12 protein-coding genes are annotated in these 14,023 nt (G+C 70.1%); 8 read left to right on the top strand and 4 right to left on the bottom strand.

Annotated elements, in window-relative coordinates; all coding sequences use genetic code 11:
- Positions 1 to 90: 90 nt before the first annotated feature.
- From AC1RRF_RS07635 to gmk, 6 genes are all read left to right on the top strand, one after another.
- Complete coding sequence (locus AC1RRF_RS07635; protein ID WP_492833830.1) at positions 91 to 1,524, top strand: LytR/AlgR family response regulator transcription factor; 1,434 nt, start codon at positions 91 to 93, stop codon at positions 1,522 to 1,524.
- Positions 1,525 to 1,552: 28 nt separating this feature from the next.
- Entirely contained in the window at positions 1,553 to 2,521 is a 969-nt protein-coding gene (locus tag AC1RRF_RS07630) for a dihydrodipicolinate synthase family protein (RefSeq protein WP_492833829.1), read from the top strand.
- A 120-nt stretch (positions 2,522 to 2,641) separates the two neighbouring features.
- Complete coding sequence (fabF, locus tag AC1RRF_RS07625) at positions 2,642 to 3,922, top strand: beta-ketoacyl-ACP synthase II (protein ID WP_492833828.1); 1,281 nt, start codon at positions 2,642 to 2,644, stop codon at positions 3,920 to 3,922.
- Positions 3,923 to 5,074: an endolytic transglycosylase MltG gene (mltG, locus tag AC1RRF_RS07620; protein ID WP_492833827.1), complete on the top strand. Its 1,152-nt coding sequence runs from the start codon at positions 3,923 to 3,925 to the stop codon at positions 5,072 to 5,074.
- Positions 5,071 to 5,955 (top strand): YicC/YloC family endoribonuclease, encoded by an 885-nt coding sequence (locus tag AC1RRF_RS07615; protein WP_492833826.1) that lies wholly within the window; start codon positions 5,071 to 5,073, stop codon positions 5,953 to 5,955. The genes mltG and AC1RRF_RS07615 overlap by 4 nt, the downstream gene beginning before the upstream one ends.
- Positions 5,945 to 6,586 carry a guanylate kinase gene (gene gmk, locus AC1RRF_RS07610; RefSeq protein ID WP_492833825.1) on the top strand — a complete coding sequence of 214 codons (642 nt, stop codon included), beginning with the start codon at positions 5,945 to 5,947 and terminating at the stop codon, positions 6,584 to 6,586. Before AC1RRF_RS07615 ends, gmk begins: the two co-directional genes overlap by 11 nt.
- 3 nt (positions 6,587 to 6,589) lie before the next feature.
- Here gmk and AC1RRF_RS07605 read toward each other — a convergent pair whose 3' ends face one another.
- Positions 6,590 to 8,035 (bottom strand): LytTR family DNA-binding domain-containing protein, encoded by a 1,446-nt coding sequence (locus AC1RRF_RS07605; RefSeq protein WP_492833824.1) that lies wholly within the window; start codon positions 8,033 to 8,035, stop codon positions 6,590 to 6,592.
- A gap of 130 nt (positions 8,036 to 8,165) precedes the next feature.
- Between AC1RRF_RS07605 and AC1RRF_RS07600 the strand changes: the two genes are divergently transcribed.
- Together AC1RRF_RS07600 and AC1RRF_RS07595 are read left to right on the top strand one after the other, a co-directional pair.
- Entirely contained in the window at positions 8,166 to 9,257 is a 1,092-nt protein-coding gene (locus AC1RRF_RS07600; protein WP_492833823.1) for a serine hydrolase domain-containing protein, read from the top strand.
- A 440-nt stretch (positions 9,258 to 9,697) separates the two neighbouring features.
- On the top strand, positions 9,698 to 10,660 hold the full coding sequence (locus tag AC1RRF_RS07595) for a TraB/GumN family protein (RefSeq protein WP_492833822.1): 963 nt from the start codon (positions 9,698 to 9,700) through the stop codon (positions 10,658 to 10,660).
- 55 nt (positions 10,661 to 10,715) lie between these two features.
- Here AC1RRF_RS07595 and rsmA read toward each other — a convergent pair whose 3' ends face one another.
- From rsmA to AC1RRF_RS07580, 3 genes are read right to left on the bottom strand one after another with little or no spacing between them, the layout of a single operon-like run.
- A complete protein-coding gene (rsmA, locus tag AC1RRF_RS07590) occupies positions 10,716 to 11,588 on the bottom strand; it encodes a 16S rRNA (adenine(1518)-N(6)/adenine(1519)-N(6))-dimethyltransferase RsmA (protein WP_492833821.1) in 873 nt (290 codons plus the stop codon).
- 9 nt (positions 11,589 to 11,597) lie between these two features.
- The gene (gene pdxA, locus AC1RRF_RS07585) at positions 11,598 to 12,602 is read right to left on the bottom strand and encodes a 4-hydroxythreonine-4-phosphate dehydrogenase PdxA (RefSeq protein WP_492833820.1); all 1,005 of its coding nucleotides are present in this window, start codon (positions 12,600 to 12,602) and stop codon (positions 11,598 to 11,600) included.
- A complete protein-coding gene (locus tag AC1RRF_RS07580; protein ID WP_492833819.1) occupies positions 12,599 to 13,942 on the bottom strand; it encodes a peptidylprolyl isomerase in 1,344 nt (447 codons plus the stop codon). The genes pdxA and AC1RRF_RS07580 overlap by 4 nt, the downstream gene beginning before the upstream one ends.
- Between the last annotated feature and the right edge of the window lie 81 nt (positions 13,943 to 14,023).

Below are 14,023 nucleotides of genomic sequence, written 5' to 3'. Positions count from 1 at the left end.
TTTCGACCGGGTGGGGGCCGCTTCGGCGAATGGCGCATCTGCATCGGCGAACGGCAGCGCTCTCTGGCGAATGGCGATAGTGTCCGCGCCATGTGGCGGATTCTTCTTCTTTCGATTCTTCTGGCCTCGGTCTCGACGGCCCTTCGGGCCCAGGAACGGCCCCCCGAACTGACGTGGCAGGCGTGCCGAGGCGCGCCCGGCGCCGCCGCGCCGATCCTTGATGACTGTCGCCCGGTCGAGGGCGTGATCGACCCGCAGGGACGGGAGTTGTGGCTTCGCGCGACCGTGCAGCGTCCGACCGGTGACGATCCGGCGGCCCTGTATGTCGTCGGCGTCGCGTCGTCGGAGGTCTGGCTCAACGGTCAGAAACTGGGCGCCAACGGACAGCCCGGCGCGTCGCCCGCGTCGGAGGCGATCGGACGATATGAGGCGGCCTTCCCCATCCCGGAGCGGATGTGGACCCCGGCGGACAATGTCGTGGTGGTCCGCATGTCGTCGTTCCACGGGGTGGTGCGTCTGGATGGTCCCGTTGCGGCGATCCTGGTCGCCCCCTGGCCCTGGCCGTCGCGCACGATCCCGGTGGCCATCGCCTTCCTGGCGGCGGGGGCCCTGTTCGCCGCCGCCTTCGGCTTCGGCGTCATTTACAGCCAGCGCCGAACCGGTTCGAGCCTGGCGCTGGCGGCCATGGCCGGCGTCGCGGGCGTGCAGGCGATCCTGGAGAGCCTGCGGAGCCTGATTCCCTATGCCTATCCCATCCACGGCTTGCGGTTGGTCGGCATCTGGGGGCTGACCGCCGTCTTCGCGGTGCTGCTGGCAGCGTACGTGGTGTCGCGCTTTCAGCCGCGGGCGCGGCGTCCGGTGGTCGCCGTCGCGGTGGCGGCGGTGGCGGCGACATGGTTCGCCCCCGGCTTTGACGCCAAGACCTTGCTGGCGCTGACGATCGGGGTGGTGTTGTCCGCCGGGGTGACCGCGTTCGCCGTCTATCGCCGCACGCCGGGCGCGCGCCTGACGCTGGTCTATCTCGGCGTCTTCATGGCCATCGGCGCATTGTTCCCGGGCTGGGTCGTCGATCTGTCCTACTTCCTGTTCGCCGTCGGTCTGGTGCTGACCCTGCTGATGACCGAGGTCGTGCGGCTGGGCCGCGACGATCAGGAGCGCGAGGTCGCCCTGACCCGCGCCGCCGCCCGTCCGAACTGTCTGACGGTGGCGTCATCACGCGGTGTCGAACGGGTGCCGCTGGAGGACATCGTGGCCGTCGTGGGGGCGGACGACTATGTGGAATTGAGGCTGACGGGCGGGCGGCAATTGCTGCACGCCGCCCGTCTCGACCGGCTGGAAGAGGAATTGCCGGCCAGCTTCCTGCGGGTCCACCGTTCGGTGATCGCCAACCTGGCCCACGTCCGTGGCTTCGAGCGGGACGGCGGCCGGAGCCGGCTGCTGATGGACGAGAGCGCGCCCCTGCCCATCAGCCGCAACCGCCTTCCAACCGTCCGCGACGCTCTCGACGAACCGGCGCCCCTCTAGATCCGCCGGATCAACGTCGCTCCGGTCCTTGCCTGACGGGTCGTCACAAATCGAAGCCAAGCCTGATTTGAGCCTCGCGTCGAACCCGGCTTCATCGGAGCGATATTGCGGAGTTGAAGGCATGGCGTTGTTCTCGGGGCTTTCGGCCTTTCCCATCACACCGATGACTCCGGAAGGCCGCGTCGTCGTCCCCGATCTTCAGCGGCTCGTGCGCCGTATCGAGGCGGGTGGAGCCGATTCCGTCGGCCTGCTGGGCAGCACGGGGACCTATATGTTCCTCGGCCGTGATGAGCGGCGTCGGGCCGTGGCGGCGGCCGTCGCGGCGGCCGCGTCGATCCCCGTCATGGTCGGGGTGGGCGCGCTGCGGACGGACGACGCGGAAGCTCTTGCGCGGGACGCGGCCGCCGAAGGGGCGGCGGGCCTCCTGCTGGCGCCGGTCAGCTACAACCCGCTCACGGAAGGTGAGGTCTTCCAACACTTCGTCGCCGTGGCGTCGGTCAGCAATCTGCCGCTCTGCATCTACAGCAATCCGGGAACGACGAACTTCACCTTCAGTCCCGAGTTCGTCGCGAGACTGGCGGTGATTCCCGCGGTGGCCGCCATCAAACTCCCCCTTCCTTCGTCCCGCGACATGGCGTCGGACCTGGCGGCTTTCCGCCAGGCGGCGCCGGGCCTGTCCGTGGGCTACAGCGGCGACTGGGGCTGCAAGGAGGCGCTGCTGGCGGGGGCGGATTGTTGGTACAGCGTGGCCGCGGGTCTGTTTCCGGAGCCCATCGCGGCCCTGGCGGCGGCGGCGATGAAGGGAGATCGCGCGGCCGCGGATCGCCGTGACGCCGATTTCGCCGGCCTGTGGGATCTGTTCCGCGCGCACGGCGGCCTGCGGGTGATGTACGCCGCCGCGAACATGCTGGGGCTCACGGAGGCGCAGCCGCCGCGACCGCTCCTCCCGCTGGCGGAGGACGTGAAAAGACGACTGACCTTGGCCCTGCCGACCTGAGGGCCGCCCCGGCGCGATCCGGACCTGCCTGGCCGGAGTCGCCCATTTCCTGCTCCGCCTAGCCGTGTGCCCCTCCGCTCACTATTCTCTCCGCTCGATTCACTGTGAAGGAACGCAGGAATGCGTCGTGTCGTCGTTACCGGCCTTGGCCTCCTGACCCCGCTCGGCTGGGGTGTCGAGCACACCTGGAAGGGGATCGTGGAAGGCCGGTCCGGCATCGGACCGATCACCAGCTTCGACACCGAAGGCTGGGGCTGCACCATCGCGGGCGAGATTCCGTCGGTGGACGGGCGTGGCGGCGGCGTGGCGGGCGAGCCCGGCGTCTTCGACCATGAGAAGATCATGTCGCCCAAGGACCGCAAGCGGGTGGACGACTTCATCGTCTACGCCATCGCCGCGGCCGACGAGGCGCTGGCCGACGCGAACTGGAAGCCGGAAACCGACGAGCAGAAGGAGCGGACCGGGGTGATGGTCGGCTCGGGCATCGGCGGCCTGGGGCCCATCGCGGACACCGCCATCATCCTGAAGGAGCAGGGCCCGCGCCGGGTCAGCCCCTTCTTCATCCCCATGTCGCTGATCAATCTGACCTCGGGCCAGATCTCGATCCGGCACGGGCTCAAGGGGCCGAACCATTCGGTCGTGACCGCCTGCGCCACCGGCGCCCACGCCATCGGCGACGCGGCCCGGATGATCGCGCTGGACGACGCCGACGTCATGGTGGCGGGCGGGGCGGAAAGCTCCATCGTGCCGATCGGCATCGCCGGCTTCCTGGCCTGCAAGGCCCTGTGCACCGCCTTCAACGACACGCCCGAGAAGGCGAGCCGTCCCTATGACAAGGACCACGCCGGCTTCATCATGGGCGAGGGCGCCGGGATCATGGTGCTGGAGGAGTACGAGCACGCCAAGGCGCGTGGCGCGAAGATCTACGCCGAGGTCGTGGGCTACGGCATGAGCGGCGACGCCTATCACATCACCGCCCCCTCCGAGGACGGCGAGGGCGGCCTGCGGGCCATGAAGGCGGCGCTGAAGCGGGCGGGTCTGCAGCCGTCGGACCTGGACTATGTCAACGCCCACGGCACCTCGACCATGGCCGACTGGATCGAACTGCACGCCATCGAAAACCTGGTCGGCGACCATGCGAAGAACCTGGCGGTGTCCTCGACCAAGTCGATGACGGGCCACCTGCTGGGCGCCGCCGGCGCCATCGAGAGCATCTTCTCGGTGCTGGCGATCCGCGACCAGATCGCCCCGCCGACCATCAACCTGGACAATCCCGAAGAAGAGACGGCCATCGATCTGGTGCCGCACAAGGGCAAGCCGATGAAGATCGATGTGGCCATGTCCAACAGCTTCGGCTTCGGCGGCACCAACGCCTCGGTCATCTTCAAGAAGGTGTCCTGAGTGTTCCGTCGGGGGGTGGAGAAGGGATCACCGGGCCGCAAGACGGCCTTCCTGGCCGCCTCGGCGACCTTCAGCCTGTTCCTGATCGCGGCCCTCGTAGCGGCGTGGAGCGTCTTCTACGCCCCGGGGCCGACGGCGCGGGAAGGGGACGCCACCATTGTTTCCCTGCCCAGCGGGGCCGGGGTCAGCGCCATCGCCGCCAATCTGAAGGCGGCGGGGGTGATCCGCTCGACCGACATGTTCAAGGCCGCCGCCAGCCTGACCGGCGCCGACCGCCGCCTGCGCGCGGGCGAGTACGAGGTGCCGTCCAGGGCCTCGCTGCGCTCGGTTCTGACCCTGCTGGTCTCGGGCAAGGTGGTGCGCCACTACGTGACCCTGCCCGAGGGCTGGAGCTCGGCCCAGGCGGTCGACATCCTGGCGCGTCAGCCGATCCTCGACGGCGCCGTGGACGCCGTGCCCGAGGAGGGCAGCCTGTGGCCCGACACCTATGAGGTCTCGCGCGGCGAGACCCGGGCCTCGGTGATCGCGCGCATGCAGCGGGCGCACGACGACAACATGGCCCGGCTGTGGGCCACGCGCGGTCCCAACAGCGTAGTCCGCACGCCGGAAGAGGCGCTGATCCTGGCCTCCATCGTCGAAAAGGAGACCGGCGTCGCCGCCGAACGGCCCCGCGTCGCGGCGGTGTTCTCGAACCGCCTGCGCGCCGGGATGCGGCTGGAGAGCGACCCGACCATCGTCTACGGCATCACCAAGGGGCGTCCGCTGGGGCGCGGCCTGCGCCGGTCCGAGATCGACCAGCACACCGACTGGAACACCTACCAGATCGACGGCCTGCCTCCGACGCCGATCGCCAATCCGGGGCGCGAGGCCCTCGCGGCGGTGCTGAACCCGCCGCAGAGCAGCGACCTGTTCTTCGTCGCCGACGGGACCGGCGGCCACGCCTTCGCCCGGACCTATGACGAGCATCTGGCCAATGTCGCGCGCTGGCGCGCCGTCGAGCGCCGGCGCGCGGGCCTGCCGCCCGAACCGCCGGCCCCCGTGCTGCCGCAAGCCACGCCCAATGGCCTGCCTCCCGGCGTCGAGGTCCCGCCCGGCGCCCAGGTGATCCGCGTGCCGCAGCAGCCCGCTCCCAGCCAGGGCGGGGCGCGATGAGCAAGCTCTCGGGCATGACCGGCTTCGGCCGCGCCGACGGCGCGGACGGCGACTGGAACTGGTCGGTCGAGGCCCGCTCGGTCAACGGCCGCAACCTCGAGGTCCGCTTCCGCGGCCCGCCGGGCTTCGACAATCTCGAACGTCTGGCCAAGGCCTCGGGTCAGGCGCGCCTCAGCCGTGGTCAGGTCACCCTGGGCGTCCAGGCCAAGCGGGCCGAGGCCGGCGCCGCGGCGCTGAAGGTCAATGAAGACATCCTCGCCCGCTACCTCCAGCTGGCCAACCAACTGGCCGAGGACGGCGCCACGCCCCCTTCGGCCGACGGCCTGCTCAGTCTGCGCGGCGTTTTGGAAGCCCCTGAGGAGGCCGACGACGCCGAGGCCCGCGCGGCTGTCGAGGCGAAGATCGCCGCCTCGATCGACGCCGCCCTGGATGCGTTGAAGCTGTCGCGTGAGCGCGAGGGCGAACAGCTCGCTCCCATCATCACCGCCTTCATCGACCGCATCGAGACCCTCGTCGCCGAGGCCGAGACCGAAGCGGGCGCGCAAGTGGTGGCCATCCGCGAGCGCTTCACCCGCCGCATCACCGAACTGGCCCCCGACGCCCCCGGGTTGGAGGACCGCATCTTCCTGGAAGCCGCCGCCCTGGCGACCAAGGCGGACGTACGCGAGGAGCTGGACCGGCTGACCGCCCACGTCGCTTCGGCCCGCACCCTGTTGCAGCAACCCCCCGCCGGGCGGAAACTCGACTTCCTGATGCAGGAATTCATGAGGGAGGCGAACACCCTCTGCTCGAAATCGGCTACCACGCCGCTCACCGGAATCGGCCTCGAGCTGAAGGCGGTGATCGAACAGCTCCGCGAACAGGTCCAGAATGTCGAATGAACGCACGCCCCGCCGGGGCGTCCTCCTGATCGTCGCCAGCCCCTCGGGCGCCGGCAAGACGTCGCTCTGTCGCCGCCTGATGGCGGACCACAAGGGTCTGGAGCTGTCGGTCTCGATGACCACGCGCGGCATCCGTCCGGGCGAGGTCGCGGACCGCGACTATCACTTCGTCGACGACGCCGAGTTCCAGCGTCTGATCGACGCCGACGCTTTCCTGGAATGGGCCGACGTCCACGGCGCCCGCTACGGCAGCCCGCGCGCGCCCATCGACCGCGCCCTGGCTGAGGGCCGCGACGTGCTGTTCGATATCGACTGGCAGGGCGCCCGCGACATCGCCGAGAAATGCCCGGGCGACGCCGTCCGCGTCTTCATCCTGCCGCCCAGCCTGGAAGAGCTCCGCCGCCGTCTGGTGACCCGCTCGCAGGACGCCGAGGAGGTCATCGAGCGCCGCATCCAGAACGCCAAGGGCGAGATCGAGCACTGCAGCGACTTCGACTACGTCTTCGTCAATGATGACTTCGACCGCTCCTATGCGGAGCTGGCGCACATCTACCACGCCGAACGCAGCAAGCGCGGCCGCAACATCTGGGTCGAGGCCTACAAGGACGCCCTGCTGAACGAGGCGGTCTGAGCCTCAACCCATCCGCTCATTGAGCGCCGCCCAATAGGTGCGGCCGACGGGGAGGCGGGCGCCGCCCTGCAGTTCGACGCCTCGGCCCGCCTTGCCCGAGCGGTGGATGGCGACGATCCGCGCCGGGTTGATGGCGTGGCTGCGGTGGATGCGCAGCAGATGCTCCGGCGCCAGTCGGACCAGGGCGGACAGGTTGGCCGTGGACAGCAACTCCCGCCCATCGGCCAGGATGACGACGCCATAGTCGTCGTCGGCCCGGACATGCAGCAGGTCTTGAGCCTTGATCAGATGGCGCGAGGCGCCGTCGGGGATCGACAGGATTTCGTCTGACGTCGAGCGTGGTGTGGCCGCCGGCGTGCGAAGGTCGCGGACGGTCGTGAAGGCCAGTCCGCCGAACAGGGCCAGGCACAACAGATAGTAGCCCCTGTCCAGGAAGGTCGGGCTCCACGACAGGGCAAGGCCGAGGACGCAGGCGAGCTGCGCGGCGCGGGCGTGTTTCACCCCGGACAGGGCGCCGACGGTGGTGCTGACCAGGGCGACGGCGACGCCCGCCCGCAAGGCCCAGAGAGCCTTGGCGTCCCACCATGGCGGCCCGAACAAGGCGAGGAGCAGGGCGACGGCCAGGACCGCCGTCAGGGCCCGCCGCAGCCGCCGGTCCGGCGCGAAGACCAGGGAGAGACGCCCCAGGGCGAAGGCCGCCAGCGCCGCCAGTCCGGCCACGGCGGCGAGCCGCGCCAGTTGCCAGGGGTAGAGATAGGTCAGGGCCAGCTTGGAGGCCTCGACCCCGGCCTGGGCCACGACCGCGCCGCTCAGCAGGGTCAGCGTCGCCGCGCCCGGCGTTCGGCCCAGCAGCCACAGGGCCGCGGCGCCGAGGAAGGCCAGCCCCAGCAGGCCGGTCAGCAGCAGGGTGGGCAGGTAGTGCCGCAGCGTGCCGCGCAGGGGATCGCTGTACGGCCCGATCGTCAACGCATGGATCGGCCGCCGGACCGGAGCCCACAGATGGTGCGCCGACATCCGCACCTCGACCTGGTTCGGGCCGGGGCGGACGCGGTCCTGCGGCACGGGGATCAGGGCGCTGAAGCGACCTGGGACCTCATGGGCGCGGTCCGAACCGATGCGGCCATTGGAGCCGATCCTGGCGCCGTTCCACCAGACCTCGGCGCTGGCGACGGCGGCGATGTGGATCGCCAGCGGCGCCGCCAGGGCGCGCCGGTCGGCGACGAAGGTCGTCGTCAGGGTGGTCACGGGCGCGTCCAGCGACACGTTCGACAGGTCCGCCGGACGGCAGGCCCCCGGGGTGGCGCACACGCTCCAGGCCTGGGTCGGCGCGGGCCCGGGAGGAGCGGGCGAGAGCATGGCGCGGGCCTGCGGTCCCGCCAGGGCGATCAGCCCCGCGATGGCGACGGCCAGGACGATCCATCGGCCGGGGCTGCGTTCACCGACGCCCATGGTCGTTCACCGAAACGCCGTTGGCACGGCCGAGGCTGCGTTTGAAGTCCGCGATGTCAGGGCGCGAGGGGGCGAACGCATGACCGCTCCGTGCCGCCACGGACCGGCTTGGGCAAGTGAGGAGTTATTCATGATCGAGACAGGGTTTCCAGCGCCGAGTCGGCGGGCGCTTCTGGGCGGAGCCGTCGCCGTCGGCGCGGCGAGCCTGATTCCACGGCGGGCCCTCGCCCATGGCGACGACGCGGCCCTGTCGGCGGCGGTCGAGGGCATGGTGCGCGACCACGGCTATCAGGGCGTGGTGATGCTGGGGCGCGGCGGCCGGGTCCGCTTCGCCCGCGCCATGGGGATGGCGCGGATCGAGCCTGCGATCCCGATGCGGGTGGAGACGCCGCTGGGGATCGCGTCGATCTCCAAGCGGCTGACCGCGGTGGCGGTGATGCGGCTGGTGGAGCAGGGGGTGTTGTCGCTCGACGCGCCGATCACGACCTGGCTGACCGACTATCCGGCCGAACCGGGCGCGCGGATCACCCTGCGGCGGCTGCTGTCGAACAGCAGCGGCGTCCCGAACCCGTTCCGGACGGTGATACAGGCCGAACCGGCGCTTCTGGCCGAGCCCTGGATCAGCACGGCGGAGGCGGTCCGTCGCTTCGCAACCGGCGACCTGGCGTTCGAGCCGGGAGCGCGATTCGACTATGCGCTGTCCAACTGGATCCTGGTGCTGGGCGTCATCGAGGCGGTGACCGGAAAGCCGTATCCCGAGGCGATGCGGACGCTGGTGCTGGAGCCGCTGCGGATGACCCGGACCACCCTGGTCGCGCCGCCGGACCAGACCTCGTACCGGACGGTGTCGCCGCCGGTCGAATGGACCAATCCGAGGCCGCCCTTCCTGGCCGCCGCCGGAGGCTATTACAGCACCGCCAACGACCTGCTGCATTTCGCCCATCGCGTCTACGACACTGACTTTTTGAGCCGGACGTCGCGCGCGGCCCTGACGACGGTCGAAGTGGCGTCGGACAGCTATGCGCTCGGCGGGCGGATGCGGACGGTGGCGATCGGCGGAACAGACAGGATCGCGGCCTGGGAGACGGGCAACACCAACGGCTACCGCTCGGTGCTGGGGCATCGGCTCGACGGCGGGGGGACGGTGGTCCTGCTGAACAACACCGCGATCTCGCAGCGGACCATGGACGAACTGGCCGAGGCGGTGCTGCGGGCCTCTTGAACCGGAAAGACCGGTCCCCACATCGAAACTGCTGTTTCAACAATCGAAAGGAGGTGTCGAATGTCTCATTGTCTCACGCCGTGCTCGGCCCGGACGAACGCGACTTCCGCCCTCTCGGGGGCTCGCGCCTGATCCAGCCGACAGGCTGAACAATGGAAGGGCCGCTCCGCCAGGGGCGGCCCTTTTTTGCTGTTCGGTTGGCCCGCACCGCGGGCGCGATGGAAAGTTTCATTGTCCGAATGTAAAAGGTGCTTGACGCCGTCGCGGCTTGAGACGTAAAGTTTGCTTGTCACAAAGACATAGGAGCTTGTCATGACCGGACGCGCCGACCCTTCGGTCGAGACCTTCTTCGCCCTCTGATCCCGACCGGTCGCTGACCGGTCTTCGCCGGAGCCGCATTCGCGGTTTCGGATCCAGCCTTCCTCAAAAGGATATCGACCATGACCCTCCAGGCCGTTCTGGGGCGCGCCGCCTCGCGCCTTGAATCCACCGCCGCCGGCATCGCCCTGAGCCTGGCCGCCTGCGCCGTCCTGTTCGCCGGCCAGGCCCACGCCACCGAGGCGCAGGCCGCCGCTCCGGCTCCTGTCGCCCGCGCCGCCGGCGACGGTCCGCCCCTCTGGGTCATCCGTGACGCGGACTCGACCATCTATCTGTACGGCACGATCCACATGCTGAAGCCGGGCACGGCCTGGGGCTCGGACAAGGTCGACGCTGCTTTCAACAGCGCTTCGGACCTCTGGCTCGAGATCGTCGACCCCAATGACCAGAGCGAACTGGGGCCGTTGATCCGACAGTATGGCGTCCAGCCCGGCCAGCCGCTGTCCAACTGGCTGACGCCGGAGGAGAAGACGTCGCTTGACGCCGCCGCGCGCTCCGTCGGCATGGAGCCCGCGCAGATCGACCCGTTCCGCCCGTGGTTCGCCGCCCTGATGATCGCCACCGGTCCCCTGACCACGGCGGGCTTCGATCCCGCTCTCGGCGTCGAGCTGAATCTGCGCGCCCGGGCCGTGGCGGCGGGCAAGCCGGTCCACGGCTTTGAGACGGTGGGCCAGCAGATTCGCGGCCTCGCGCTGATGAGCGATGACGGTCAGAAGGTTTATCTGCGCCACTATCTGAAGACCTGGAACGCCGCCGCCGACGATCTGGATCGCGTCGTCGCCGGCTGGGTCGCAGGGGACGAGACCGCCCTGGAGGCGTTCGCGCGGGAGAACGGCCGCGCGATTTCGGAAGAGACGCACCAGATCTTCCTGGCCCGTCGCAACGCCGACTGGGCCGGTCAGATCGAGACCCTGCTTCAGGGTTCGGGCGTCAGCTTCGTGGCCGTGGGGGCGGCGCACCTGGCCGGTGACGACAGCGTGCAGGAGATGCTGGCCGCGCGCGGTGTGACCGTCACGCGCGAATAGGACCGGGCAAAGGCAGGGGCCGCTCCGCAAGGGGCGGCTCTTCGCTGTGCGGAGCCTACGAGCGCTTGCGCCGCATCAGCGTAGTCCCGCTGTCGTCCGGCGCGGCGGGCTGGGCCTGTCCCGAGGCGGCTCGGGCCAATCTGAGAAAGCCGTCCAGGTCGATGACCTCGGCGCGATCCTCGGGGCTGATGCCGGCGGCCTCGCACAGGTCGGCGCCGCCCAGCGGTTTCAGGCTGGAGCGCAGCATCTTGCGGCGCTGGCCGAAGGCGGCGGCGGTGACCCGTTCCAGCGCCTTGAGCAGGGCGGCGTCGGGGCGGTCGGCCTTGGGAACCAGATGCACCACGGCGCTGGCGACCTTGGGCGGCGGGGTGAAGGCGGCGGCGGGCAGATGCATCACCAGTTTCGCCTCGGCCACCGCCTGCGAGATCACCGCCAGCCGGCCATAGGCGTCATCGCCCGGCTTGGCCACCACCCGCTCGGCGACCTCCTTCTGGAACATCAGGGTCAGGGACAGCGGCGTCCACGGCCCGGTCAGCCATTTGATCAGCAGCGGCGTGCCGACGTTGTAGGGCAGGTTGGAGACCAGGTGGGCGGGGCCGTCGACGAGCTCGGCCTCCTTCACCTTCAGCGCATCGGCCTCGACGATCGTCAGGCGGCCGGCGCCGTCTTCCAGCTCGGACAGCAGGGGGATGAAGCGCGGGTCCTTCTCAACCAGGACCACTTGGCCGGCGTCGCTTTCCAGCAGCGCGCGGGTCAGGCCGCCGGGGCCGGGCCCGACCTCGATCACCGCGCGGCCCTCGAACGGTCCGGCCAGCCGCACGATCTTGCGCGTCACATTGAGGTCGAGCAGGAAATGCTGGCCGAAGCTCTTCTTCGCCGCGAGGCCGTGTGCGTCGAGGTGTTCGCGAAGGGAAAGGTCGGTGGTCACGGCCCCTGCTTAGCCCGTCGCGCGCGCCGCCGCCATCACCCCGGCGAGCCGGATGGCGGCGATCAGGCTGTCGGCGCGGGCGACGCCCTTGCCGGCGATCTCGAACCCGGTCCCGTGATCGGGAGAGGTGCGGACCACCGGCAGGCCCAGCGTCGCATTGACCCCGCCCCAGAAGTCCAGCGTCTTGACCGGGATCAGGGCCTGATCGTGATACATGCAGATGGCGGCGTCGTAGGTGGCGCGGGCCTCGTCATGGAACATGGTGTCGGCGGGCAGGGGGCCGGCCACGTCCATACCCTCGTCGCGCAGGATCCGGATCGCCGGGGCGATGACCTCGATCTCCTGCAGGCCCAGGGCGCCGCCCTCGCCGGCGTGCGGGTTCAGGGCGGCGACGGCTAGACGCGGACGGACGATGCCGAAGTCGCGCTTCATCGACTCATGGACCACCCGGGCGGTGCGCAGGATGCGTTCGGCGGTGACCAGTTCGGGCGCCTCGGCCAGGGGGACGTGGATCGTCACCAGGCAGACGCGCAGGTCGGCGGCCGTCAGCATCATGACCGGACCGCGCGTGCCGCTGTAGGGCGCGTCGGCGGTCAGTTCGGCGATGAACTCGGTGTGGCCCGGGAAGCGGAAGCCGGCGGCGTAGAGCGGCGCCTTGGCGATGGGGGCGGTGACCACGCCCGAGGCCTCGCCGGACAGGGCCATGTTCACGGCCTGCTCGATCCAGTCGGCGACCGGACCGGCGTTGGCGGGTTCGGGCCGGCCGGGGCTGACCGGGGCGGGCAGGGGTTGGTCCAGCACGGGGATGGCGCGCGCGAAGACGGCGGCGGCCTCGCTGATGTGCGGAATGGACTGGACCGGCTGTCCCTGCGCCCGCAGCAGGGCGGCGTCGCCGATGACGGCGAAGACCGGCCCCGTCTCGCGCAGGGCGGTCCAGGCGCGTGCGATGATCTCGGGCCCCACGCCCGCCGGTTCTCCCATCGAGAGAGCCAGCGGCGCGGGAACCGGGGTCACTGCTTATACTCGATCAGGGCGTCGCTGCGCAGGTCGCGCATGTAGCGGCGGCCCAGGGTGGCGATGTTTTGGCGGAAGATCTGGTTTTCGACAGCGCGGGCGTCGGGCGCCTCGCTGCCGCCTACGCGACGACCGCAGACGGCCAGCAGGTGAACGCCCAGCGGGGTGCGCACCGGCGAACTGATCGTGCCGATCTCGGCCGAACGGGCGACCTGCTGGAACTGCGGCGCCAGGTTCTGGACATCGGATTCGCCGAGGTCGGAGCCCAGCAGGCCCTGTTCCGAGCTCGCGCGGGCCTGGATGTTGTCGCAAGTCAGCTGGCCGCGGATGGCCTCGAGCCGTTGCGTCGCGGCGGCCACCTCGGCCTCCGAGGCCGTTTCGGGCAGCTCGATCATGATCTGCTTCATGGCGACCAGGCTGGCCGAGGCGCCGTCGCGCTTGTCACGCATGTAGATGATGTAGACGCCGCCTTCGACCGGGATGGGTCGCGACAGCTGTCCGGGGGCCAGCTGGTCGAGCGCCTGCTGCAGGGCGGGCTGGACGGTGCCCTCGACGACCCAGCCGGCGTCGCCGCCGCGGGTGGCTGACGGGGCGGCCGAAAACTGCTGGGCCACGTTCTGGAAGGGTGCGCCCTGAACCATCTGGGTCACCAGTTGGTTGGCGCCGTTGAGCGCGGCTTGCTGGCCGCCGACGCGGCTGGCCTCGATATAGATCTCGCCGATCAGATACTGCTTCTTGGAGGCGGCCTCGTTGACCTGCCGCAGGGCGGCGTCGACGGCGGCGCGGCTGGCGCGGGCGCGGCTCTGGAAACGACCGCCGACCAGCCGGGACCAGCCGATCTGGGTGCGAAGCTGCTCACGGAAGGTGGAGGGGTTGATGCCGCCCTGGGCCAGGTACTGAATGTAGTTGTCGGGCGTCGTGCCGACTTCCCGCGCCATGTCCGCGATCTCGGAATCCACGTCCGAGTCGGGGACCGTCAGATCCTTGTACTTGGCGAGCTCCTGGTTTTGCAGGCGTTCGTCGATCAGGACGCTTATGGCCTGCTGCCGGATCGCCGGAAGATTTTCGGCGGTCGGCTGGACCTGGGTCATGGCGATCAGCAGCAGCATGCGCTGGCGCAGGTCGAAGCCGGTGATGACGCTGTCATTGACCGTGGCCAGAATACCATCGGCGAGCTGGAACTGCGGCGCGGCGGCCGGAGCGGCCGTCGGAGCCTGCTCGGCGGCGGGATTCAGCGTGCCCGCGGCGGCGGGAACCTGTCCCGGAGCGGTCTGGGCCACGGCCGAACCGGCCAGCAGGGCGGCCATAGCCACGCCCGTCAAATAACGCTGCAAACGCATGTCAGTCCTGGTTCCTCAAGCGGCGCCGTCCGGTTCGACCGCGGGAATTGCACGCTTCGCGCAGCCCGAGTCGCGCGTCGG

Source organism: Brevundimonas sp. GW821-FHT12C05 (assembly GCF_058807475.1).
This window is presented reverse-complemented; position numbering and strand designations above follow the sequence as displayed.